The sequence below is a fragment of the Quyinboa sediminis genome, assembly GCF_042219855.1.
Taxonomy (GTDB): Bacteria; Bacteroidota; Bacteroidia; order Bacteroidales; family UBA5342; genus JBHJHP01.
Window position 1 is genome coordinate 791,825 of the sequence record NZ_JBHJHP010000001.1, and the last position, 23,261, is coordinate 815,085.

Sequence of the window (23,261 nt, forward strand, 5' to 3'; positions counted from 1 at the left end):
TAAAAATTAAAACAATGGCAAAAACAAACTCAATAGAGGAAACAAAGCACAATCTGATTACATCAGGAACAAGAATAAAGGGTGATTTATCAGCCGAAGGAGATTTAAGAATTGATGGAAATGTTGAGGGCACTATAAATTGTAAAGGTAAGTTAGTGGTAGGCCCTGAAGGCACATTAAAAGGTGAGATTTCCTGCAAAACAGCCGAAGTCATGGGAGCCATTGAAGGCCAGCTTCTGGTCAATGAACTGCTTTCCATTAAAGCCACAGCAAAAATTAACGGTGATATAAAAACCTCACGCCTTGCAATTGAACCCAATGCTGTATTTACCGGAACCTGTGACATGGGAAAGCCGGTTGCTTCAAACACGACCGTAAAAGAACAGAATGATAAGAAAAAATAGCAATGAGTCCCCACAAAATTCGCAGAGCTTACAGATTTATGGGATTATATGCCCTTATTTTATTTGTATTGCATAATGCCGTGAACGCAATCATACCACATCTTTCAATTTTGAAGGAGCTGGTTATTATTCATGTCATTATATATGCCTTAAGCATCATTGTGTATGCAGCATCCAAATTCCTCATTGATCACAATAAATCAAATAAACTTCTTGTTGTCTTTGGTAGTATAACTGCGAAAATGTTTCTGGTACTCGCTGTCATTCTTGTGTTTTACTTTATAAAGGAAAATAACCTCAACACCTATATTTACTCCTTTATGATAATATATCTGTTATATCTCCCTGTTTTAACTTACTTCTTTGTAAAAGACTTTAAATAAGCATTTTCAGCATGTTCATTTCCAATTATATTGATTCTTTTAAATCAAAACATATTCTTATTATCGGTGATGTGATGGTAGATTCCTATCTATGGGGAAGCGTTAAGCGTATCTCACCGGAAGCACCGGTTCCTATCTTAAGCCGTTCAAGGCGGGAACACCGTTTAGGTGGCGCTGCCAATGTAGCAAGAAATATTAAGCAGCTTGGCGCTATACCACTTATATGCAGTGTGATTGGCGACGATTCAAACGGTTCTGAGTTCAGAACACTACTGAACGAAAAAAATCAAATAACAGATCGCTATATCGTAAGTGATCCTTCCCGCCCTACCACCATCAAAACAAGAATTATCAGTGGCGGTCAACAGCTGTTAAGGGTAGACGACGAAGTCACCGATCCACTATCGCACGATATAGAACTGGAATTGGAAAAAACAATTGAGCAATGTATCAGGGAGAATACGATAGATGCTGTTATCATTGAAGATTACGATAAAGGAATTATTTCAGAAGAATTGATCCAGAAAATCAATGAACTTTTTATTCCGCTTACAGTGCCTGTTTTTGTGGATCCGAAACGTAAGAATTTCTTTTCATATAAAAATGTCACTCTTTTCAAGCCCAATTTCAATGAGTTTTGTGCCGGAATTAACAAAGATCTTGAAAAAGATGATATCGTTGAAATTGAGAAACAAGCCAAGCTTTACAAGGAAAAGTACAACATCAGAAATATGCTAATCACTTTATCTGAGCATGGCATGTTGTTGAGCGGTGAAGAGAATCTGCATATTCCTGCTCAGAAAAGAGATATTGCTGATGTTTCAGGTGCCGGAGACACGGTGATCAGCGTTATTGCGGTCTGTTATTCAGCTGGGATGCCTATGGAGATGGCGGCTAAAGCGGCCAATATAGCAGGTGGACTGGTTTGTACCAAATCGGGAGTTGTACCGGTTGACATGGATGAACTGCTCAGAGAGTGTGAACGGATTTATAAAATCTGATCACAGCTTTTTAATAGCCAGCCCATAAAGCTGCTGCATTCGGGCCACAATCCTTTCTTCATCCCTCAACCGGATACCAATATCAATTGTACAACTGAGTTCAAATATCTGGTTTTTAATTTCCGGTTCTTCCTCTTTCAGCAAGCGCATAACGTCATTCATCAACGGATAATCAAATGTTAACCGATATGGCTTCGTCACTATACATTCTTTTGTTTCAGCCTTCATAAGTGCATCCTGAGCAGCCTCCCTGTAAGCCCCGATCAAACCACTCACGCCTAATTTCACACCACCAAAATACCGAATAACAATAACGAGAATATAAGTAACATCAAACGAAAGAAGTTGTCCCAGAATTGGCTTTCCAGCTGTACCGGATGGTTCTCCATCATCGTTTTGGCGATACTGTTCACCCATTGATCCTAAACGGTATGCGTAGCACACATGACGGGCATCATAGTAGGTCTTCCTGTATTCCTCAAGCAGTATTTTGACTTCTTCTTCTGACGACACCGGATGAGCATGGGCAATGAATTTACTTCCTTTCTCCTTATACAGGCCTTCAGAATGCTCCTTAATGGTTCTGTATGTATCCTTTACCATTTAAAATGTTATTTCTTTTAGTTGCTGTTTGCCCATATCCAGTAAAAAAAGATGATCCGGCTGAAGTGCATGATGATATTCCAGCAGTTGTCTCCGAGTGGATTCGTTGTGCACCGATGGTGCAGACTCGCCTGTTTTGACTTCGATTACACACAGTTTACCTCGCCTTGTTGCTGTAAAATCGGGGATGATTCTTATATTTTTTTGTCTGCCGTCCTCAGCAAGTTTATACTGATATGGCTTTTGGTACTGAATATGTCTAAAACCTTTTCGGGCTAAAAATTTTTCGGCTTTTCCTTCCATTTTTTTCCCAAGCCGCATCCGTCTTCTCTGCTTCCGGTTCATCCGGTACTGTATAAATACCATCCTGAACAGGTACAGAGAAAGAAATACCAGCAATAAAATGACCCCGTACAACCAATATTCACTCATCCTTCACTCCTTCCAGAAAAAACAGATCTTCTGTAATTGCGGTTATTCTTCGTTCTGCAGCCCCTTTATATGTTGCATTGCCTTCTGAAACTTTCTTGCTGCTTCTATCCAGAAAATCAATAAACTGCTGGTAATAGACTTTGGCCTGCTTCTTTTCATTCAAATCAAAATCATACATAGAACCTTTATAAAACATTGCCAGAACAGCCTGTGTTGAATCAGCTTCAAGCGCCAGATCGAACTTTTGTTCAGCAGTTTCAAATAACTTCAGCGCCCTGTTGCTTATTCCCATCTGCAGATTCAACTCAGCAATCACTTTATTTTCAGGCGTGAGCAGATCAAGTGCCTTTTGGAGGTATGGCAGGGCGAGCACATTATCACCAGTGTAACTAAGTGCACAGCCAAGGAAAAAGTCAACATCAGGAGCATGATCGTTATCACTGATATAACGTTTAAGTAAATCTATCGACTTGTCATACTGTTCAGTCTTGAAATATGCAATTCCCAGATACTTTTTAATGTTATCATCAAAAGAATTCCTGCTGTATGCTTTTTCAAGAAAGAAAACAGCACTTTTAAACTGTGCTTCTTTATAAAACGTCATGCCATCATAATAATAAAAGAAAAAATCGGCAGGGTATTTCTTCATACCGTTACGGCAAAGATTCTGCACAAAAGCCAGATTATCGAGGCTGTAATTCAGTTTTACAAGATTACGCTGAATTTTAAGATTTTCCGGATCAAACGCATATGCTTTTCTTAGTATCTGGTCAGCATTTCTTAACCGTTTTGCAGCTATATAGGCATCAGACAACCGCATCATATACTGTACATTTGATGAATCCTGCTGATGGGCATATTTTAAAACCGAGATCGCTTTGTACACATTATCAAATGCAAGGTACAGATTGCCTAACGGCAGGTAGGTCTGCTTATTGCCGGAGTCTGCCTGAAAAACCAGTTCATAGTATTTGAGGGCCTGGTCCAGGTAACCGGCTTCATAACTTATATCTGCAAGCTGTAGTGCCAGATCAGCATTATACTCTTTTTCGGCCACATAATCGCTCAATGTACTTGCTGCGGTCTGAATCGCCCCTGATTTTCTTAATGCATAAGCCAGATAACTGACTTCTGTGGCACTCAAATCTGTTTTAGGCCCCAGTAATTCAATAACACGATCGTAGGCTCCATTTAAAAGATGCAGGTTCAGTGAATCTGCTTTCGTCTGTGATACGGCAGGGATCACCAAAAAGAAGCAAAAGATATTAACAAAAAGAAACTTCATAAGGTTATTTTACTTCATAACGCAGAAAAAGTGATTCATGTATGTGAACCCGTTAATTTCCCTGCCTTTCAAATGTAACTACAATTTAATGAAGTTCAAAAATCCTTTTCGCTATTCGAATAAAAAAAGGCTACACCGCTGTGTAGCCTTTTCTCTGTTTGTTGACCTACTGAGCTTAATAATCGCATTAAGCTATATCTTTATATTAATCAAATAGTCTTTTTATAATTTTCAGACCGCCCTGTGTACCTTTGGCCACAAAAATGTATTCATCCTGAACCGTCACATAGTTTGCAGATGCATCTTCAATATCTTCATCCCAAACGTACAGCGGTTCTACAATTACCGGATCTTCGCCATAAGTTATTGTCGGTTTTTTGCATACAACCAAACCGTCAGCACCATTAGCAAGGTAGATGTACTCGTCATCCACACTTATGCCATTTGTATTTCCGTGATTCAAAAGTTTTGGTGATGATTGCAAAACAATCACTTTTTCGAAAATATCCACTGCGACAAAACCATTTGCCCCCATTGACACATAGCAATAACGTGAATCGTTCTCCATAAAACAGGTCGCTTTCCCTGAATACTTATCAGCGTCGTTATCAACATTATGGTATAGTGAACCCAAAGGAACTACTGTCTCGTTTTCTGTATCATTTAGTCCAATTCTGTAAACATGGAGTTTTGCAGCTTCCCCTCCTTCGAGTGATGCATGAAATTTCCCCATGGTATAACCATTCGTGGCTGAAAATTTTGCATTGGCAAAATAGTCTGTACCATCATCCCGGTATCCTTTTTTAAAATTAAGCGCAAATGTTCCACCACCCGAATTACCGGCAGTAATCATCAACCAGTCACCTGCTTCCTTAATACCGTTAACTGATGCAACATTTTTTATAGTGATAATATCCAGTGTCAGTGCACTGCCGGAATCGGCTGTTACATTTCCTTTATTATCAAGTTCCACAGGAATAATAACAGCACCTTTCTTAAACGAAGAGCCTCCCAGCCACATCAGTTTGCCGGCATGGTAGACTTCACAAACATTAATATCAATATCGCTGAAAAGAATTTCTTTTATGATGGTAGGATTTTCTGAATCAGTGAGATCCAATACTACAAGTGCACCTCCGTGACCAGCTCCACTAAGGTTATAAGTAATGTACGCTCTGACTTCAGAGTTTACCTTAAAAACTTTAACGTAACTTGCACTTAACATTTCACCATTAATAACCGGTGAATTTACTGTTGATTCCAGCATAAAGTTTTCAATGGAAACCTTTACACTTTTCAACTGAACCTGGGTATCGTCATAGTATTGCGTAAAAGGAACCTCAACGCCCTGGTAATTAACACTTGAAGAGAATTGCCCCTCACCGTTGACCACAATATCAGATAACTCACCAAATGAGACAAGAGGCTCTTCCTGTTTTTCACAGGATGCTATCAGCACGCCTCCCAAAATAAGTAACAGAAAGTAAATTAAGTTCTTCATCTCTAGTGATTTTAACAATACTATAACATAATGTTATCACAAAGATAAACAAACTGTTTTAATTTACAAATTATTTACATTAAATTTTTACTTTCTAAACAATAATGCGCGTAAGATTAAGTTAAGTATAATTCATTTTATTTATTGGGCATGCATAAAGCCCTGTTTTTGAAGTACATCAAGCAGTAATGCTGAGAAATGTTCATTGTCATTTTTTTTGTATCTCACATCAGTGAAAACCTGAGCCAGGGTCTCTTTTTTATTTTCAGTAACGAATTGTTTGTTTTCTTCCAGTGCTTCTTTAGGCGCATAAACCTTTTTAATCTGTTCCGCTGTGTAATCCTGATAAACTTCAGTATGTACCACTGCTTCAAGCGGCAGCCGGTCTGTCTTTTCCGGTTTCTCATCCGGCCAACCAAGTGTTACCGTGGTTACCGGAACAACACCAACAGGCAGATTAAGAACGTCAATAATCTGATGTGCCATATATGTTGTTGTACCCAGATAGCAAATACCAAGTCCTTTATCTTCAGCTGCTATACATACATTCTGAGCCACAAGCAGAGCATCTATCGCAGCCGTCATAAATGAAAGAAAATTATCATAACCCGGCTCAGCCTTATTTATTCTGCACCATTTATTGAACCGGTTAAAATCGGCACAAAAGGTTAAAACAACCGGGGCATTTTTTACCATTGGCTGATTAAAATGGCAAGGCGATAACCTGTCTTTAATCTTCTGAGATTGTGTTGCCACAATACTGTAAACCTGCATATTACCTGTGGTTGATGCTCTGCATCCTGCTTCCAGGATCGTATGAAGCAATGCTTCATCTATTTTTTCTTTCGTATACTTTCTAACGGATCTGTGATTAAGCAATGTATCTGTCATGTGTTTAATAATTATATTCAGAATTTTAATATACGGAATACTTTACCTGCAAGCTTTAACATTCCCGGGTATTTTGTCCATTTCCACCTGAAATTTATCTCTTCCTCGCTACCAAAACGGGCTTTAAAATCGCGAACTCCATAGGGTACTCCTGGTATCCCTCCCCCCATAAAATCAAACCGTTTGGCTTTAAAATCCTCCGCTTTACGTATACCGCCCCATGTAGCCATCACGCTTGGGAAAAGATGCTTATATGCTTCATGCAATCCGCCAATATACCATTCAAAAAAAGTCTCTTTCTCAACACCAACCAACAAAATACCTCCAATCACCATGCGATTATATTTTACGGCCAATAACTGAATACTGTCATTATGCCTGCCTAAACGAAAAGCAGAAATAAAAAAACTTTTGTCAGGTAATGGTTTTCTGATTTTATGCCTGTAGAGCTGGCGCAAAATTCCATAAAAAGTGCCTACTTCGTAAATATCTGTAAATGGTTCTACAGATACGCCGGCTTCAGCACTTTTATTGACCTGCCTTTTCTTTGATTCACTCAACAGTTCAAATGTATTTTCAGAACCAAAATCGATATACAGATTAACTCTTTCCTGAACGACAAAGTTATGCGCCGTCAGGACATCCTCCTGAATCTCATTTTTTTTAATGTTCCTGAATTCCGTATAAAAAACCTTATGCCCCAAAGCCGCTTTATACGCTGAAATCAATTCATGCAAACATTCTGCATTATCCTCTTTAATCACAGGTTTTTGCATCAGTATAGCCCTTCGACCGTACTGCCATAAATAATAGGACCGGATAATAACAACAAGCATCAAACCGTTTATCTTTCCATCTTTATACTGTACAAAATATACCGGATGATACCCTTTTGTCAGGGTGTAAAGATTAAAAACAAGTGGTAGATGAAATACTGATTCCGGAGATTCCTGCTGGAGAAAAGCCAGAATTTCTTCTTCAGTAGCTGTGGATAGTATGTTTTCGTATTGTTTAACCAATGCCTTAAAATTGTTTAAAAAACTCGTTTTTAACCAGTTCCTCCCTTAAATTCTTTAGATCAGCATGCTCAATAAGCCAAAAAATAAAGGCGCTCAAGTTAATATAATCCTTTAAAAACAGGGTATAACTTTGCGTTGAATTATGAGTTTTCAATAGTTCTTCAGCCTTTTCCAAAAGGGCAGAAATGCATGATTCACCACATCTGAAATTATAAACCAGTTGATATTCCTGTTGAAGCTTGTCTGTATAACTCCGGCCAACCGGATCACAATATACAGCGGGTACATTCATACATGCCGCTTCGCTTGCCATTGTTGCACTTTCACCGATATACAGATCTGAACTGCCTAATGCGTCATGAATTTTTTCAACTGGCCCGGAATACCTGTACTGCTCTAATGTCTGAGGTAAAGGTTGTTCTGAAGAAATTATGATGTTAGCCTTAGCTTTAAAATGATCGATCAACTCGGTTTTTTGCTGCATTGAAAAACCGTTTCTGAAAAAATCATGCGTTGCATTCCAGGATACAAATCTGAAAAAAATTGTTGGTTTTTTACCATGTATTTTCCGGGCAGGCTCGCCTGCAGGCAAATAAGCCAGTTCATGCAAGCCGGGGTATCTAATATGCTTATGTCCCAGATCAAGCGTAAAAGGTTCCGGTGTAAATATCAGGGTTGATCCCAACCTGTAAAACACAACCTGTTCCTTGTTTTCTGTGTCATCAAAAACAAAATGTTTTATACCCGACAGACCGCATACTACTGAGGCATAAGGTGATGCGCCACTGAGCACCAGGTCAGGTTTAAAATTTCGGACAACTTTAGCCAAATGAACGGAGTTCAGCCAAAACCCTTTCAGTTTTCCTGATTTGGTTTTATAGTTTTTACCTGTCTGAACAGCAGGCAATCCAAATGCGGTGAGTAAAACATCACACTGATCCTTATTTCTGTAAGAAAATAATACATCATAACCTGACACCATTGCATTCTGAGCCGCTTTCCGGAATAAATGCACAAACGAGGGATGTCCTATATCAAATAATATCCGCATTAAAATCTGTATGAAAAACCAACGCTGGTTAACTGCTTAATCTGAAGCTTCTTGGAATATATCTTATTCCCTTCGCTATCGTCTCCGATGTAAATTTTTTCATCATCATCATACTTTAAATTTACGGAGAATCTTACAGAAAAAACATGACTGAATTTATATTCAAATTCACCTTCCCAATCCACATCTATATTTTGCGGGTTTTTAACATAGTTGGAAAACAGATAAAGGTTGGAATTCACATGGGTTTCATCATTGATGTTCCATTTAAGATTGGCTTTAACGTAAGCTCCTGCTTCAGTTTTAGAGCGTTTTCCGGGTTCCACACCATATTTCTGCACACTTATCTTTGCCGTGTCACTGACCAGTGTATTTTTCATTGTCAACGGAGAAATCAGTACTGACAGGAGATTTTTTTTGTATTTGTAATCCAAACCAATGGAAAGATAAGTTTTGGCCGGAGATAAAAAACCTGAGATGGGCTGTGAACGGCTGGCATCATTCGCATCATAACCGTAGAATATCTGTGACTGAAAGTCGAAATCAATTGTATAGTACCAGTTTTTGAATGCTTTGTACCCCACTTTTGAACTTAGCTTTAAACGGTCATCATTTTTTCTGAACAATTCATCCTCATCAAACTGCTTAATTGCTCCAAGTTTAAGTTCAGCTTCATTCTCCCATTTTACATTCTTTTTATTATAGTCGGCTTCAAACCGTCCTATACCGAGTAATGAAACGGAACTCTCTCCTCCCTTAGCCCAATGCTTTGTAAATGTTTCGTTAGCCTGTAAGGCACCATAGCCTTTCAAATCCCATGGATTCTTTATTTGATCAAATCCCGTAATCTTTCGTACATAATCTCGCTCCTCTCCAGAGAAATTCTTATAGTCCAGTTCCACATTCCGGATAAACGGCATATAAACAGTATCTGAAATTTCCGGTGGATCAGGGAGCTGATCCCAGTGCAGATCAATATACGAGGGATTATCAAAACTTATAAATGTCCTGGTATCGTCCCATATTTTATTTTCAACCTGAACCGTCGTATCAATGAGCACGGAATCCAGCTTATATGGCAGTGTATCAACGTCCATCATTAACTGTTTCTTTTTCCATAATTCCGGGTATACCAGATCGTGGTAAGTCACATAATCCAGTCCGTAATAATTCAGAATAAGACCGGGGATAACAGGCCTGTATCGGTATACATTAAAATGAACACGTTCATCGAATCTTTTCCATGATTTGTAAATCAGCTTTAACTGTTCGTCGTATGTAAGATTGCTGTGAATGTAATTAAAGTTGTATAAATCCGGATATTCAACAAAATGAGGCAGGTCCGGAACAATATAACCATCTTTTCCCGGAATATAGGGTTTGGCGTTCCGAATAACAATCTGTGCTACAGAATCCTCCATTAAACTGTCAATCTGACTTAGAATAACCTTAACTGAATCTGTCAACGCAAACGTATCTGCAGGTGCTGTCTTAACAGAATCAGACTGCGGAATATAATTAAGATGGAAATCATTCACATCATTACCGTATCCGCTAAATGTGATTAACAGATTAGAAATCAGATAAATTATCAGGTAGCGATTATATCGGCTCATACCTTAAACCAAGGCGTTTTGAATAAGCCGCAAGTTATAAAAATGTTTGAGCTTACACAATACAATGTATTAAACACAAAGCTATCTTTATATCCAAAGCTTATCACAGAATTAATCAATAAATCTTTTTAAATTTGCGATTCTTAAAGTGAAACGGGAAATCTTAAATATTGTTTTACTGGGAAGTGGAAATGTTGCGACCCATCTTGGGCTGAACCTTCATAAAATGGGGATCAGGATAATCCAGGTTTACAGCAGAACCGAAACAAATGCAAAGGTTTTGGCTCAACAGTTAAATGCATCATTTACAGCAGACCTTGGCAGCATTGAAAATGATGCCGATTTGTATATTATTGCCTTAAAGGACAACTGTATCGCAGAAGTTGTATCAGATAAACGCCTGAAAAACAAACCCATGGTTCACACTGCAGGCAGTGTTGGCACTGATGTATTTAAGGATTCAACGCAGCAGTATGGTGTACTGTATCCCTTTCAGACTTTTACCAAGTCCAGAGAGGTCAGTTTTAAAGCTATTCCGGTTCTTATTGAGGCCAGCAACCCTGATTTTGAATATGCATTAATGAAGCTGGCCGGCAGACTTTCGGACAGGGTAATACAAGCGAATTCAGCACAACGGGCTATACTGCATATTTCGGCTGTATTTGCCTGCAACTTTACAAATCATATGTATGCGGTTGCAGAAGACTTACTTCAGAGCAGCGGTCTGTCGTTCGATTTATTAAAACCGTTGATTTCTGAGACCGCTGAAAAAGTAATGATGATGCGTCCTGTCGAAGCACAAACAGGACCGGCAGTTCGCTTTGACTCAGTTATCCTGGATCAGCAAATGAAAAAGCTGAAGGACGAACCGGTATACCAGAAAATATACGGATTACTGAGCGAAAGCATACAAAAACAACAAAAAAGGAAAAATGGCTAAAAAGAATTTTAAAGAACTTTTACCGGATATAAAAGCATTTGTTTTTGACGTGGATGGTGTATTATCAGGCAGTGAAATTGTTTTACATCCCAATGGCGAACCTATGCGGACTGTAAATATAAAAGATGGATATGCCATGCAGCTGGCTATTAAAAAGGGGTATCCTATTGCTATTATAACCGGTGGTAATACGCGCAGTGTCAGAATGAGGTATAAACGACTTGGGGTATCTGATGTCTATATGAAATCGTCGGAAAAGATTCATGATCTGAACCATTTTCTAGAAAAGCATCATCTGGATGCCAAAGATGTGCTGTACATGGGGGATGACATCCCTGATTATCCGGTTATGCAAATCTGTGGATTTCCGGTCTGTCCTGCAGATGCAGCTCCTGAAATAAAATCGATCTCAATTTATATCTCCGATAAAAAGGGAGGTAAAGGTTGTGCCAGAGATATCATCGAACAGGTTATGAAAGCACAGAATAAGTGGATGGACGACCACGCTTTCGGCTGGTAATATAGTCTTAGCGCCCAACATATGATCGATAGTCACCGGGAATAATCTGTTCCAGCTTATCTGTTGCATGGTTATATTCATAAACCCAGCAACTATGAATAACAGCTCCGCTGTTCAGTTGAACCGGTAATTGAACCCGCCTATATTCCCAGGGTTCCGGAAATTCTGGTGTACACTCCTCGTATTTATCCAAATGATAAAACAGCTGAAGGGCTTCTTTCAGCATATACACATCTCCATAAACACGACTTTCCTCTTCAGCTGAATGCACAAAGCCCGGATAACCACTGACTTCAAATAGTTTTCCGGTCATAAAACCATCTCCCAGATTTATCCCAAACTTTTTTACTAAAGCATTCATTTCACGGTTAACGCTGGCTGCCAGTGTACCATATACAAAAAGATATTCTTCCTTCAATGAAATATGTTTATTGTTATTATATACAACGTTCTCTCACTTTAACAACTGAGACTCAGAAATTGTTAGGTAAAATAACGCCATAATATCTCATATTAAACTAAATTTACATTCCGGAAAAAACTTACGGTAAAATGGACAAAAAGCAGGCACCACAAAGCATTGAAGAGTATATATCTGATTTTCCAGGGGAGATCCGTTTGAAATTACAACAACTGCGTACAATAATAAAAGAAACAGCCCCGCAAGCCATCGAGAAAATAAGCTATGGAATGCCCGCTTTTGCACAAAACGGAAACCTGGTTTATTTTGCTGCGAATAAAAAGCATATTGGCTTCTATCCTACTCCGTCTGGCATAAAATTTGCTGAAGCAGATTTAAAACCATTTAAGTATTCCAAAGGTGCTATTCAGTTTCCAACGAACAGGGAGTTACCGGAAAAACTGATTCGCAGAATTGTAGAATTCAGGGTGATGGAAAATATGAATAAAACCAGGAAAAAAAAGCAATAGTATTTAAGTTTTAAACCAAATGTAAAAATATGAAAAAGCAAACCCCACTTGTTAAAGTAGCAGCATTTTTAATGGCTGTTACTGTTTTATTCAGTAGTTGTGTTAGTTCAACCGTTATCAGAACATTGCCGGAAGGTGCAAAACTGTATATGAATGACGAATTCGTAGGCTTGACTCCTTACAAGCATAAAGACACAAAAATTCTACTGAGCGAAACAAGCATTCGTCTTGAAAAAGAAGGTTACGAACCTTTTTACACCTCAATCACAAAAGATGAACAGGTTGATCCGGGAGCTATTGTAGGCGGTATCTTTCTTACCTTTCCATTTATTTGGGCACTAGGTTACAAACCGGTTCACACGTATGAAATGATACCTTTAAGGCCCGAAGAGAATGTTATTGAGCCTTTTGATCAGCAGGATATACAACTTACCGAACCTGTTGATACTGTACCGGCTAAGAATCCTACGGTCAAAATTATAAAATAAGATATCAGCGTTTTACATCAACCAGGGCACCATTTATAATCTTGTCCACGACATCTTCATCAAGAAGAGTCGTGGTATCGCCCAGGTTTGTCGCATCACCTTCTGCAATTTTTCGCAGTATTCGTCGCATGATTTTACCACTACGTGTCTTGGGTAATCCCGGTACGAGCTGAACCAGATCGGGACGTGCAATAGGACCAATAATCTTTGAAACGCCCTGTTTAACGCTTTTACGTATTCCTTCTTCTCCACCTGTTGACAGTTCACCACATACAATGTAGGCATATATGCCCTGCCCTTTAATGGGGTGTGGATACCCTACCACCGCTGATTCATTAACTAGAGGATGCTCATTAATCGCATTCTCAATTTCAGCGGTCCCCAAACGGTGTCCTGAAACATTAATTACATCATCTACTCTTCCCAGAATACGGTAATAACCATCCTCGTCTCTTTTAACTCCGTCTCCGGTAAAATAAAGATTCTTAAACGTACTGAAGTATGTTTCTTTAAAGCGCTGGTGATCACCCCAGATCGTTCTGGCCATTCCCGGCCATGGATATTTAATACAGAGATTACCTTCCACTGAATTTCCTTCGAGCTCACGGTTATCACCATCCACAATCATGGGCTGAATGCCCGGAAGCGGCAGCGTAGCAAAAGAAGGTTTAGTCGGTGTAACTCCGGCTATCGGAGATATCATAATACCTCCGGTTTCTGTTTGCCACCAGGTATCTACAATCGGACATTTATTTAACCCTACATGGTCGTGGTACCAGTGCCATGCCAGTTCATTTATCGGTTCACCCACTGAACCCAGAACTTTAAGGGAAGACAAGTCCTTATTATCCAGAAACTCATTCCCTTTTGCAAGTAATGAGCGGATTGCCGTAGGGGCTGTATAGAACTGATTGACCTTATGCTTTTTTACAATATCCCAGAATCGGCCGGCATCCGGCCAGGTAGGAACACCTTCAAACATGAGTGTTTTGGCACCGGATAATAAGGGACCATAAACGATGTAGGAATGCCCGGTGATCCATCCGATATCTGCAGTACAGAAATAGACATCACCGCTGTTGTACTGAAATACATTGGCGAAAGTATACGCAGAGTAGACCATATAGCCACCGGTGGTATGCACAATCCCCTTGGGTTTTCCTGTTGAGCCCGAAGTATAAAGAATAAATAAGGGATCTTCAGCATCCATTTCAACTGCAGGACATTCATCTGACTGTCCACTCACAACATCATGCCACCAGACATCTCGACCACCTTTCATGGCTATCTCTGTTCCCGTGCGTTTAAGAACAATAACATGTTCTATTGTAGGACAGGTTTGAAGTGCTTCATCGGAAATTTCTTTCAATGGTGTGATTTTGTTTCCTCTGAAACCACCATCTGCAGTTAAAAGGACCGTTGCCCTGGCATCATTAATTCTCTCCTGAAGTGCATTGGCCGAAAATCCGGCAAAAACAACGGAATGAATGGCACCAATTCTGGCACAAGCCAGCAGCGCTACAGTAAGTTCCGGTACCATAGGCATATATATCGCCACACGGTCACCCTTTCCAATACCCAGTTGTATTAAAGCATTGGCGAATTTATTGACTTCAGCAAACAGTTCGCTGTAGGTAATCGTTTTGGCTTCTTCCGCTGGATCGTTTGGTTCCCAGATAATAGCGGGTTGATTACCGTAAGTAAAAAGATTGCGTTCAAAAATGTTTTCTGTAATATTCAGTTTACCATTGACAAACCATTTAACCTCGGGCTTCTCAAAATTCCAGTCAACAACTTTATCCCATCGTTTTCTCCAGTAAAAAGATTCTGCCTGTGCTGCCCAGAATTCACCAGGATTTGCTATACTCTTTTGATACTCATGAATGTATCCTCCCAAACTGTGGATTTTATTTATCATTTTAAATCAGAATAAGGTTAAACATCGATTTATCAATTTAAACTAATTTAAAATAACAATTTGCAAAGTGATACAGTTCAAACTTTCATCCTGTCGCAAAAAATCGAAAAAAAAAGCCTGGGTAAAAAATACCCAGGCTTTACATTATTATTTATATAATATATTAATCAATTCCTTCGCCTTCAATAGCTTCAACAGGAACAAACTCCAGATAATCCATTTGAAACTGACCTGTTCTTGATGCTTTGATATGAAACTTATGCTCTTTAACTTCGTCAAACGTATATATGCCAAGAATTCGTCGCAAGACATTGGAACTTAATCGCACGTTTACTGTAGCATTTGAATAAAAACCACCATCTGACTTGTAACTGGAAGGCCCTTTCATGTAACCCCTGTTGCGCATGGTTTTATCGTTTTCGTAACCGTTTGGATCAGCCGGATTTGAACCAGGTAATTCATAACCTATCGACGGATTGGTTGCCAGAATATTTAAATCCAAAGGAATACCTGTTGGCACTCCATCCCAGTACATCTGCACAGCTCCCCTGTTACCATTGGAATGATAGCACATCCTCACTTCATACGTTCCTTTCGGTATAATAGGCGTTGTTATGGTAAATTCATACAATCCTTCCAGCAGGAATATCTCATCGCCCTGAAAATCAATAAGCCGCGAGTCGTAGCAGTAATAAAAAAACACGGTCTGCTCAGAAAACTCCAGGCGATCCACATATCCGTGAGGAAGTATAAACCTGCTTCTGTTGTTTACTCCATCTCCGATACCTCTCATGTTATTGTTTGTAAGTTCAGGAAAGAAGGAAGCCAGGTCCAGCCTCAGTCTTTTACTTGAGACTTCAGAAGCTACATTCAGGTCATATTGCAATATTCCATCTATTTCATGGTAAACACCATTCAATGCATCATTGTCATAGTTATCGGTCAGAGTAACAAATTCACCGGTTGTACTGTTATAATTAAAGACGTTTGTTCTGTTACTGCTTCTCAATGTTCTTACTTCCATTAAGGTCTTCGGACACATCATTTCCACATATTCATACATATCATATGTCTGGATCGTATTTGATGTATTATAATAGTCGATAATAAACTTTGTACGACCAATTTGCTTGTTAATGAGATGGTATGCAACAAATTTGTTCAGGCTGTTTCTTGGATCTGTAATGTCTTCTACACCTGCATCTTCGGGAAAAACGGCATCATATACTGTTTTGGCATACGCTTTCATGTCTTCGAGATTTTCAATTCCATGAGCTTTGTATGTGGAATCGCTTTCCATTAAAGCCGTATATCCGTATTTTTTAAATTCAGGAACATAAATTGTCGTTCCCAGACGTTCCCGGGGGACATCGTCATAATAGGTATTCCAATAATTATAGCTATACGATTCATCCTCTATTAAGGTCAATTTCTCATTCAATCGGGTTGCCAGTAAGGCCTCTGAAAAAAGCTTGAATTTAGGATCCTCAGTTATGGCTTCCACCAGCGTTTTCTCTGTTGGCTTCAATACCTCTCCAATCACATGAATAATTCCGTTATGCACAATGACATCGGGTTTAAGAATAGGTGAGGTCTTATTGACACGTATAGTATGATCACCGGTTTGAAAACCAGCAAAGGTTACTGATATATATCGCTTACTCATAGTCAGATAAGGCAACCGTCCTTCCAGAAAATTTTCCGTTCCCAGTTCCTCATCTTTTATGATATGATCAAATGCAATTTTTTTCAGTGTATCAAGTGAAAAATCCTCCAGCGAACTTCGTCCTCTTGAGGTATAAAAATCATGCATAGCCTCATTTGTCGGCGCAAAACAAGTATATTGTCCATATGCGTTCAGAAGTCCCATGACCTCTGTAGTATCCAGTAATTTTCTGAATTCAGAGAAAGAGTCCGGGCGGTTCATAAAATAGCGTCCCATCATTTCTTCCTGGAAGGTGTAATAACTGCTGCGCGTAATATTATCACTGTTGCAGGATGCGAACAATACAGAGAAAAATAATGCAATATATACCAGGGATCTAAGCTGATAGCCCGGTTTACCAAAACGAATTTTATCTGTAATTTTATCAGTATTCATATTTTGTATTATCAGAAAGGTTTAATAAAAAAGTTTTATTCTACATATTTTGAAATAAAATACAACAAATTAAATTATAAATAAGCGCAATGATTGATATAATTTCGAAATATCATGTCATATTTTCACAAAGATAATCTGAATTTCTCTTTATCAATTAAGTAAATATACAAAAAAAGAGCCGGAATCAGAACCGGCTCTTTTTATACTTGTTAATACTTTTCTATCCTAAAAACGATATCAGTACTCCAGCAGCAACAGCAGAACCAATCACACCAGATATATTACTTGCCATACAATACTGCAATACATGGTTACTGGAATCTTTTGTTAATGCAATTTCATTGGCAACCCTTGATGCCATTGGGACTGCACTTAAGCCTGTGGCACCGACGAGTGGATTAATCTTTTTCTTACTGAAAATATTGTAAATCTTAACCGCATAAATTCCTCCTGCCACAGAAATTGAGAAGGCAATAAAACCGCCCCCTACAATCATCAGTGTTTTCCAGTCCAGAAATACATCTGAAGTCATTGTCGCACCAACTGTTAAGCCAAGAAAAATGGTACTGCTGTTCATAATGGAATTGCTTGCAGCATCGAACAGCCGAAAGGTGTTGGCCCCGATTTCCTTAACCAGGTTACCAAACAGCAGCATGCCCAGAAGCGGAACTGCAGATGGAACAAATATGGATACCACAATTCCCAGTACAATCGGAAAAGCTATTTTAGCTGCTTTCAGATTCTTGATCTGGTATTTTGGCGGATATTTTTTATCCATTTGCTTCATATTGATTTTGAGCTCTTTATCCCCACATGTTAGTCTGACCACAAACGGAATAATTACCGGAACCAGGGCCATATAAGAGTAAGCCGCAATGGCTATCGGCCCTAAAAGATGAGGTGCCAGTTTCAATGTTGTATAGATGGCTGTAGGACCGTCAGCTCCACCAATTATACCGAGCGATCCGGCCTCTTTTGGCGTAAACCCAACAGCAGTAGCACCAAACAGAACGGCAAAAATACCAATCTGGGCTGCAGCGCCAAAGAAAGCAAGTTTCAGGTTACGCAACATGGGACCAAAATCTGTCAGTGCCCCAACACCCATAAATATAAGAGGTGGCAGCAAACCTGTTTTGATCAGTGAGTAGTACAGGAAGTTCATTATTCCGTATTCATGCGCGATTTCAAACAGGTTCATATATGAGGATTGTTCAGCCATATGCGCAACAACCTTTGGGTCCAAAGCCTTAATGGCATTCTGATCCATCCCTAAAAATGCGGTGTGAACCCAGTCAGCCGGTACCACGCCCATCGTTCCACCGGGAAGGTTGGCTAAAATCACCCCCATACCAATAGGAACCAGTAACAATGGCTCATATTGTTTTTTTATGCCAAGGTACAAAAGAAATGCACCTACTGCCAGCATGAGGAGATATCCCGGATGCGCCGCCAGTTCTGACAACGCTGTCATCTCAAATAAACGTCTTAATATCATAATATAACAGTTCGTGATTGATTAAGCCAGCTTAAAGAGCACATCATCTTCTTCCACATCAGACCCGTTATCAAAACAAATCTCAACCACGGTACCCGACACATCGGCTTTAATGGCATTCATGGTTTTCATGGCCTCAACATAACCAACCAAATCTCCTTCATTTATTTTATCCCCCACTTTAACGGCCTTATCACCGGCATTTTTAACCAGGTAAAACTTACCTTCAAGCGGTGATGTTATTGCAGCACTTCCCTGGGCAGATGCTGCCACAGCCGTTGGAGCCTCTTCCTTTTTCACTTCCTGAACCGCAGCTGAACCTGTTGAATTACCGTACGACACTGTCACGTTAAACTGTTCACCATCCACTGAAACCATCATCTGTTTTGGTGTTGTATCCATTGCTGGAGCTGTGGATGGCACTGCAGGAGCAGACTCTGCAGCCAACGCTTCTTTTTTAGCTTTTAAATCAGCTTCAAAATCTTCTTTTGCTTTACCGGACTTATACGCCCTGTATTGTTCCGGATGCATGGCGAGTTCGAACAATTCTTCATCATCCTGTCCGTAATCCCAACCTTTTTCATCCATCTCTTTTTTGAAGTCTTCCAGGGCATCAGGATATTCATTTTGTGGAATTCCTGTAAAAAATTCCCGACCCTGTTCTTTGGCCAGTGCAATAATTTCCGGCGCAAGTTTACCCGGAACCTGCCCTGTTTTGCCGAGAATCATATCCCATACAGAATCCGGAATCATGGACCAGCGTTCCTGACCTTTTTCCATCTGCATCACATTCATCAATGCCACATTCTTAACATACTGACTGTAAGGTGTTACTAATGGAGGATATCCTAATTTAGGCCATGCATACGCCACCTCATCAAACAACTTAATCAGAAGATCATCCTGTGTCAGTTCAGCTTCATTATGCTTAACCTTCCATTTATTCAAACTTTTCAGGTTATTCTCAAGGTCAGCCATTAAACTCCCCATCATACCTCCCGGAAGTCCCGGACCAATAAGCAGCGAATTCATGAAGCGGTTTTTCGGATTGATGTACAGGCCAAGAAAATCGTCAATAAATTCCTGTGTCAACTCACGAACCTTCATATAAGCCTTCATATTAATATCGGGCACTTTGAATCCGGCATCCCGCAACATTTCATGTATGGTTAAAATATCCACATGTCCTGTTCCCCATGAAAGCGGTTCCATGGCTACATCAATGATATCGGCACCGGCCTTGGCAACTTCAAGAATGGAAGCAGGAGCAAAACCAGGTCCAGAATGTGAATGGTACTGAATGATAATATCAGGATGATTTTTCTTAATGCCTTTTACAATTTTTCCCAGCCAAACCGGACGTCCGATACCGGCCATATCTTTGACACAAATCTCGTCAGCCCCCATTTTAATGAGCTTTTCTGCCAGATCCACATAATATTCAACGGTGTGAACCGGAGAATATGTGATACTTAACGCAGCCTGAGAAATCATTCCGGCCTCTTTGGCAAACTTAATGGAGTTCTCAAGGTTTCTAGGGTCATTTAAACCGCAGAAAGAACGTGCGATATCTGTTCCCTGCGCCTTTTTAACCTTAAAAAACAAGCGCCGTACATCTGCAGGTACCGGTGTCATGCGGATACCATTTAATGCGCGCTCAAGCATATGCGTCTTTATTCCGGCTTCGTGAAATGGCTTGGTCCACTCACGAACCGCTTTATTAGGGTTCTCACCAAATAAAAGATTAATCTGCTCAAAGCCACCACCATTGGTTTCCACCCTGTCAAAACATCCCATTTCAACAATGTGTGGTGCAACTTTGGTTAACTGATCTACCCTGGGTACATATTTACCCGATGACTGCCACATATCTCTGTACAGCAGTGAAAATTTTATTTCCCGGCTCATAGTATTAATGTTTTATAATTTTTCGACTTTTTCCACAATCCCCTTACCGTTAGTGACGATACTTACAGCAGCTGAAATTGCTGCGAGCTTTTTGGGACTAATCGTCTGTTTAACCTCTGCAATCTTTTCTGTAACGGGAAGTTTAATAAAACGGTTGGTAAATAATATGATGGCCTTTCCAACGTAAACAACAAGAAGAAGAATAATAAAAACGGTTATCATTCCTATTGCGAGCAGTGAAAATGCCAACTGATAATCTGCGTTCATCTTAAATTAGAATTTATAAGAAATAGATTGGACATTTTAATAAAAAGATGCAATTTTAATCAAATAACTTATAATCTAAAAGTCAATTTATCAATCCTGCCAATGAAAAGCTATAAGAATCTCTAGCATAAGTCATTCTATCTGCAATTTATACAGAGTCTAAATCATATCTACTTTTCTAAATATTTGTTAAAATGGTATAACAGAGCGCATCCTAAACAGATAAAATGCACGTATAAATCAATGAAGTCTCCCCCTTCACTCAACAAGGTCATTTATTGTTGAGCTTATCTCAGGATATTGAAATTTAAACCCCAGTTCTTTAAGTTTTGCAGGTATAACTTTTTCGCCACCTACAACCACTTCTGCGGCACCGCCATAGAGTAATTTCAATGCGAAAACAGGTACAGTAAACAGGGCAGGTCTGTGCAGAGCCTTTGCCAGCGTTAGGGTAAATTCTTTATTGGTGCAATATTGGGGAGCCACAAGATTATAAACACCATTGGCTTTTTTGTTGGTGAGCAGTTCCTCCAGCGCCCTGATAAGATCTTCGATATGAATAAAAGACATGACCTGTTGCCCATCGCCTATCTTTCCACCGACAAACCACTCAAAGGGTTTCTTCATAACCGGAAATGCACTGCCGTCTTTCCCCAATACTACACCAAACCGGGTTATACAGCTACGTATTTCAAGGTCATTGACTTTTTTTGCTTCTGCTTCCCATTGTTTAACGACATCTGCCAGAAAATTATGGCCGAAATAAGGTGTGGTTTCATCGTTTTCATGTTCATAATCATAAATACCGATGGCAGATGCGTTGATATAAACGTCAGGCTTTCTTTTCGTGACGGTAAGGGCAGCAACAATTTTTCGTGTGGTTTCAACCCGGCTTGAGAGGATTTCTTTTTTCCAGGATTCTGTCCAGCGTTTTATCACAGGTGCTCCGGATAAATTGATGATGGCATCACATCCATTGAGATATGCAGCAAAGTCGTCTTGTGATAGTTTAAAATGGTTTCTTTTGACGGGGACAATTTCATGCCCTTCAGACATCAGATACTTACTTAACTTCTGACCAATATACCCGGTAATACCTGCAATGGCTATTTTCATGTTCTGTTTAATTCATATTTATATCAATTAAACAAAATAAAATGCATTCTGTTTGAAAATATATTGAAAGAAAAAGAATTTACGAAATTACCTCACCAATCAGATCGTATGATTCTGCTCCGATAATTTTAATCGTATAAAAAGATCCAACATTCAGATTTTTACCACTAACAAGGACTTCAGGGTCAACTTCGGGGGAATCAAATTCTGTCCGGCCAATATAATAGTCTGCTTCTTTACGGTCTATCATTACCTTCATCTCCTGTCCCACTTTCTGAACACTAAGTTCATTGGCAATTTCTTCCTGAACGGCCATCAGTTTTTCAGCACGGTCCAGCTTAACTTCTTCGGAAATATCATCGATCAAATGATCACCGGCGTAGGTTCCGTCCTCTTCTGAATACGGAAACACCCCTAAACGCTCAAAACGGATATCTTTTACAAACTGCACCAGCTCCTGGAAATCTTCCTCCGTTTCTCCCGGAAAACCGGTCATCAGTGTTGTTCTTAAATGAATGCCCGGCACTTCCGTTCTTATTTTTCGGATCAGGTCATATGTCTGCTGTTTAGATACCTGGCGTTTCATCTTTTTCAGCATGTTATCACTGATATGTTGAAACGCAATATCCAGATAAGTGCAAACTTTAGGATTGGTACGCATCACCTCCAGAATCTCAAAAGGGAAACCAGCGGGATATGCATAATGCAACCGAATCCATTCTATGCCCTGAATTTCAGACAGAGCTGTGACCAGTTCGGCAAGTTTGTGTTTTTTATAAAGATCCAGACCATAATACGACAGATCCTGCGCAATCACCTGGAGTTCCTTCACACCTTTTGATGCTAGCTGTGTGGCCTCCTCAACAAGCTTGTCAATTGGCACTGATTTATGTTTTCCGGTAATCAGAGGAATGGCACAATAGGCGCAAGAACGATTGCAACCTTCTGATATTTTAAGATAGGCAAAGTGTGAAGGTGTAGTTATATACCGGTTGCTACTGGTTGTCTCTTTATCATTTTTGTTTTCAACGAGTTCATCTAAAACCTTGCTCCAATTAAACTTTCCGAAATATTTATCTACCTCCGGAATTTCACGGTTCAGATCTTCCATATACCGTTCAGACAAACAGCCCATCACATACAGCTTTTCTATGTCTCCATTGGTACGGGCATCGGCCAGTTGCAGGATCATGTTTACCGACTCCTCTTTGGCATCACCAATGAAACCACAGGTATTTACCACCACAATATCTCCGGAAACTGATTCCGGATCATGTTCCACATCAAAACCGTTATCTGAAAATTTCTGCAATAAAACCTCAGAATCCACAAGGTTTTTAGAGCACCCCATTGTAATAACACTTACCTTCTTCCTCATCCCGAATGGAG

At 39.6% G+C, this 23,261-nt stretch carries 23 protein-coding genes; 7 read left to right on the forward strand and 16 right to left on the reverse strand.

The annotated features are described in order from the left end of the window. The first annotated feature begins 14 nt into the window (after positions 1 to 14). Genes ACE1EF_RS03275 through ACE1EF_RS03285 form a run of 3 tightly spaced genes read left to right on the forward strand, consistent with a single transcriptional unit; the run spans position 15 to position 1,788 of the window. The gene (locus ACE1EF_RS03275; RefSeq protein ID WP_375719184.1) at positions 15 to 404 is read left to right on the forward strand and encodes a bactofilin family protein; all 390 of its coding nucleotides are present in this window, start codon (positions 15 to 17) and stop codon (positions 402 to 404) included. Between the two features lie 2 nt (positions 405 to 406). Further along, on the forward strand, positions 407 to 787 hold the full coding sequence (locus tag ACE1EF_RS03280) for a hypothetical protein (RefSeq protein WP_375719185.1): 381 nt from the start codon (positions 407 to 409) through the stop codon (positions 785 to 787). 11 nt (positions 788 to 798) lie between these two features. Next, complete coding sequence (locus ACE1EF_RS03285) at positions 799 to 1,788, forward strand: bifunctional heptose 7-phosphate kinase/heptose 1-phosphate adenyltransferase (RefSeq protein ID WP_375719186.1); 990 nt, start codon at positions 799 to 801, stop codon at positions 1,786 to 1,788. Here the strand turns inward: ACE1EF_RS03285 and ACE1EF_RS03290 are convergent, their stop codons facing one another. From ACE1EF_RS03290 to ACE1EF_RS03325, 8 genes are all read right to left on the reverse strand, one after another. After that, positions 1,789 to 2,391 carry an IMPACT family protein gene (locus ACE1EF_RS03290; protein ID WP_375719187.1) on the reverse strand — a complete coding sequence of 201 codons (603 nt, stop codon included), beginning with the start codon at positions 2,389 to 2,391 and terminating at the stop codon, positions 1,789 to 1,791. It lies immediately after the preceding gene. After that, the gene (locus tag ACE1EF_RS03295; RefSeq protein ID WP_375719188.1) at positions 2,392 to 2,823 is read right to left on the reverse strand and encodes a hypothetical protein; all 432 of its coding nucleotides are present in this window, start codon (positions 2,821 to 2,823) and stop codon (positions 2,392 to 2,394) included. Then, a complete protein-coding gene (locus tag ACE1EF_RS03300; protein ID WP_375719189.1) occupies positions 2,816 to 4,108 on the reverse strand; it encodes a tetratricopeptide repeat protein in 1,293 nt (430 codons plus the stop codon). Before ACE1EF_RS03300 ends, ACE1EF_RS03295 begins: the two co-directional genes overlap by 8 nt. A gap of 205 nt (positions 4,109 to 4,313) precedes the next feature. Continuing rightward, entirely contained in the window at positions 4,314 to 5,609 is a 1,296-nt protein-coding gene (locus ACE1EF_RS03305; protein WP_375719190.1) for an LVIVD repeat-containing protein, read from the reverse strand. A gap of 141 nt (positions 5,610 to 5,750) precedes the next feature. Then, the gene (locus ACE1EF_RS03310) at positions 5,751 to 6,500 is read right to left on the reverse strand and encodes a nitroreductase family protein (RefSeq protein ID WP_375719191.1); all 750 of its coding nucleotides are present in this window, start codon (positions 6,498 to 6,500) and stop codon (positions 5,751 to 5,753) included. A 17-nt stretch (positions 6,501 to 6,517) separates the two neighbouring features. Continuing rightward, on the reverse strand, positions 6,518 to 7,519 hold the full coding sequence (locus ACE1EF_RS03315; protein ID WP_375719192.1) for a GNAT family N-acetyltransferase: 1,002 nt from the start codon (positions 7,517 to 7,519) through the stop codon (positions 6,518 to 6,520). A gap of 4 nt (positions 7,520 to 7,523) precedes the next feature. Continuing rightward, on the reverse strand, positions 7,524 to 8,570 hold the full coding sequence (locus ACE1EF_RS03320; protein ID WP_375719193.1) for a hypothetical protein: 1,047 nt from the start codon (positions 8,568 to 8,570) through the stop codon (positions 7,524 to 7,526). Beyond that, the gene (locus ACE1EF_RS03325) at positions 8,570 to 10,186 is read right to left on the reverse strand and encodes a DUF3078 domain-containing protein (protein WP_375719194.1); all 1,617 of its coding nucleotides are present in this window, start codon (positions 10,184 to 10,186) and stop codon (positions 8,570 to 8,572) included. Before ACE1EF_RS03325 ends, ACE1EF_RS03320 begins: the two co-directional genes overlap by 1 nt. Positions 10,187 to 10,334: 148 nt before the next feature. On the opposite strand from ACE1EF_RS03325, the gene ACE1EF_RS03330 reads away from it, so the two are divergent. Further along, positions 10,335 to 11,126, forward strand: coding sequence for a Rossmann-like and DUF2520 domain-containing protein (locus tag ACE1EF_RS03330; protein WP_375719195.1), 792 nt, complete (start codon positions 10,335 to 10,337; stop codon positions 11,124 to 11,126). Beyond that, complete coding sequence (locus tag ACE1EF_RS03335) at positions 11,119 to 11,646, forward strand: KdsC family phosphatase (protein ID WP_375719196.1); 528 nt, start codon at positions 11,119 to 11,121, stop codon at positions 11,644 to 11,646. Before ACE1EF_RS03330 ends, ACE1EF_RS03335 begins: the two co-directional genes overlap by 8 nt. Before the next feature lie 7 nt (positions 11,647 to 11,653). Here ACE1EF_RS03335 and ACE1EF_RS03340 read toward each other — a convergent pair whose 3' ends face one another. Further along, positions 11,654 to 12,064: a gamma-glutamylcyclotransferase family protein gene (locus ACE1EF_RS03340; RefSeq protein WP_375719197.1), complete on the reverse strand. Its 411-nt coding sequence runs from the start codon at positions 12,062 to 12,064 to the stop codon at positions 11,654 to 11,656. A 134-nt stretch (positions 12,065 to 12,198) separates the two neighbouring features. On the opposite strand from ACE1EF_RS03340, the gene ACE1EF_RS03345 reads away from it, so the two are divergent. Together ACE1EF_RS03345 and ACE1EF_RS03350 are read left to right on the forward strand one after the other, a co-directional pair. Further along, the gene (locus ACE1EF_RS03345) at positions 12,199 to 12,576 is read left to right on the forward strand and encodes an iron chaperone (RefSeq protein ID WP_375719198.1); all 378 of its coding nucleotides are present in this window, start codon (positions 12,199 to 12,201) and stop codon (positions 12,574 to 12,576) included. Between the two features lie 29 nt (positions 12,577 to 12,605). Further along, the gene (locus ACE1EF_RS03350; protein ID WP_375719199.1) at positions 12,606 to 13,064 is read left to right on the forward strand and encodes a PEGA domain-containing protein; all 459 of its coding nucleotides are present in this window, start codon (positions 12,606 to 12,608) and stop codon (positions 13,062 to 13,064) included. A 4-nt stretch (positions 13,065 to 13,068) separates the two neighbouring features. Here ACE1EF_RS03350 and acs read toward each other — a convergent pair whose 3' ends face one another. The 7 genes from acs to rimO all read right to left on the reverse strand — a co-directional run bounded on the left by acs (position 13,069) and on the right by rimO (position 23,250). After that, positions 13,069 to 14,982, reverse strand: a complete 1,914-nt coding sequence (gene acs / locus ACE1EF_RS03355; RefSeq protein WP_375719200.1) for an acetate--CoA ligase — start codon at positions 14,980 to 14,982, stop codon at positions 13,069 to 13,071. A 163-nt stretch (positions 14,983 to 15,145) separates the two neighbouring features. After that, entirely contained in the window at positions 15,146 to 17,083 is a 1,938-nt protein-coding gene (locus ACE1EF_RS03360) for a fasciclin domain-containing protein (protein ID WP_375719201.1), read from the reverse strand. A gap of 223 nt (positions 17,084 to 17,306) precedes the next feature. Then, on the reverse strand, positions 17,307 to 18,581 hold the full coding sequence (locus ACE1EF_RS03365; RefSeq protein WP_375719202.1) for a sodium ion-translocating decarboxylase subunit beta: 1,275 nt from the start codon (positions 18,579 to 18,581) through the stop codon (positions 17,307 to 17,309). 21 nt (positions 18,582 to 18,602) lie between these two features. Continuing rightward, positions 18,603 to 20,489 (reverse strand): biotin/lipoyl-containing protein, encoded by a 1,887-nt coding sequence (locus ACE1EF_RS03370; protein ID WP_375719203.1) that lies wholly within the window; start codon positions 20,487 to 20,489, stop codon positions 18,603 to 18,605. 12 nt (positions 20,490 to 20,501) lie between these two features. Continuing rightward, the gene (locus ACE1EF_RS03375) at positions 20,502 to 20,756 is read right to left on the reverse strand and encodes an OadG family protein (protein ID WP_375719204.1); all 255 of its coding nucleotides are present in this window, start codon (positions 20,754 to 20,756) and stop codon (positions 20,502 to 20,504) included. Positions 20,757 to 21,014: 258 nt separating this feature from the next. Beyond that, positions 21,015 to 21,872, reverse strand: a complete 858-nt coding sequence (locus ACE1EF_RS03380; RefSeq protein ID WP_375719205.1) for a TIGR01777 family oxidoreductase — start codon at positions 21,870 to 21,872, stop codon at positions 21,015 to 21,017. A gap of 79 nt (positions 21,873 to 21,951) precedes the next feature. Beyond that, a complete protein-coding gene (gene rimO, locus ACE1EF_RS03385; protein WP_375719206.1) occupies positions 21,952 to 23,250 on the reverse strand; it encodes a 30S ribosomal protein S12 methylthiotransferase RimO in 1,299 nt (432 codons plus the stop codon). Positions 23,251 to 23,261: the final 11 nt, after the last annotated feature.

Excerpts from the sequence above, each read along its gene's own strand:
- ACE1EF_RS03275 (WP_375719184.1), top strand. The coding sequence starts at position 15 with ATGGCAAAAACAAACTCAATAGAGGAAACAAAGCACAATCTGATTACA.
- ACE1EF_RS03280 (WP_375719185.1), top strand. The coding sequence starts at position 407 with ATGAGTCCCCACAAAATTCGCAGAGCTTACAGATTTATGGGATTATAT.
- ACE1EF_RS03285 (WP_375719186.1), top strand. The coding sequence starts at position 799 with ATGTTCATTTCCAATTATATTGATTCTTTTAAATCAAAACATATTCTT.
- ACE1EF_RS03290 (WP_375719187.1), bottom strand. The coding sequence starts at position 2,391 with ATGGTAAAGGATACATACAGAACCATTAAGGAGCATTCTGAAGGCCTG.
- ACE1EF_RS03295 (WP_375719188.1), bottom strand. The coding sequence starts at position 2,823 with ATGAGTGAATATTGGTTGTACGGGGTCATTTTATTGCTGGTATTTCTT.
- ACE1EF_RS03300 (WP_375719189.1), bottom strand. The coding sequence starts at position 4,108 with ATGAAGTTTCTTTTTGTTAATATCTTTTGCTTCTTTTTGGTGATCCCT.
- ACE1EF_RS03305 (WP_375719190.1), bottom strand. The coding sequence starts at position 5,609 with ATGAAGAACTTAATTTACTTTCTGTTACTTATTTTGGGAGGCGTGCTG.
- ACE1EF_RS03310 (WP_375719191.1), bottom strand. The coding sequence starts at position 6,500 with ATGACAGATACATTGCTTAATCACAGATCCGTTAGAAAGTATACGAAA.
- ACE1EF_RS03320 (WP_375719193.1), bottom strand. The coding sequence starts at position 8,570 with ATGCGGATATTATTTGATATAGGACATCCCTCGTTTGTGCATTTATTC.
- ACE1EF_RS03325 (WP_375719194.1), bottom strand. The coding sequence starts at position 10,186 with ATGAGCCGATATAATCGCTACCTGATAATTTATCTGATTTCTAATCTG.
- ACE1EF_RS03335 (WP_375719196.1), top strand. The coding sequence starts at position 11,119 with ATGGCTAAAAAGAATTTTAAAGAACTTTTACCGGATATAAAAGCATTT.
- ACE1EF_RS03345 (WP_375719198.1), top strand. The coding sequence starts at position 12,199 with ATGGACAAAAAGCAGGCACCACAAAGCATTGAAGAGTATATATCTGAT.
- ACE1EF_RS03350 (WP_375719199.1), top strand. The coding sequence starts at position 12,606 with ATGAAAAAGCAAACCCCACTTGTTAAAGTAGCAGCATTTTTAATGGCT.
- acs (WP_375719200.1), bottom strand. The coding sequence starts at position 14,982 with ATGATAAATAAAATCCACAGTTTGGGAGGATACATTCATGAGTATCAA.
- ACE1EF_RS03360 (WP_375719201.1), bottom strand. The coding sequence starts at position 17,083 with ATGAATACTGATAAAATTACAGATAAAATTCGTTTTGGTAAACCGGGC.
- ACE1EF_RS03365 (WP_375719202.1), bottom strand. The coding sequence starts at position 18,581 with ATGATATTAAGACGTTTATTTGAGATGACAGCGTTGTCAGAACTGGCG.
- ACE1EF_RS03370 (WP_375719203.1), bottom strand. The coding sequence starts at position 20,489 with ATGAGCCGGGAAATAAAATTTTCACTGCTGTACAGAGATATGTGGCAG.
- ACE1EF_RS03375 (WP_375719204.1), bottom strand. The coding sequence starts at position 20,756 with ATGAACGCAGATTATCAGTTGGCATTTTCACTGCTCGCAATAGGAATG.
- ACE1EF_RS03380 (WP_375719205.1), bottom strand. The coding sequence starts at position 21,872 with ATGAAAATAGCCATTGCAGGTATTACCGGGTATATTGGTCAGAAGTTA.
- rimO (WP_375719206.1), bottom strand. The coding sequence starts at position 23,250 with ATGAGGAAGAAGGTAAGTGTTATTACAATGGGGTGCTCTAAAAACCTT.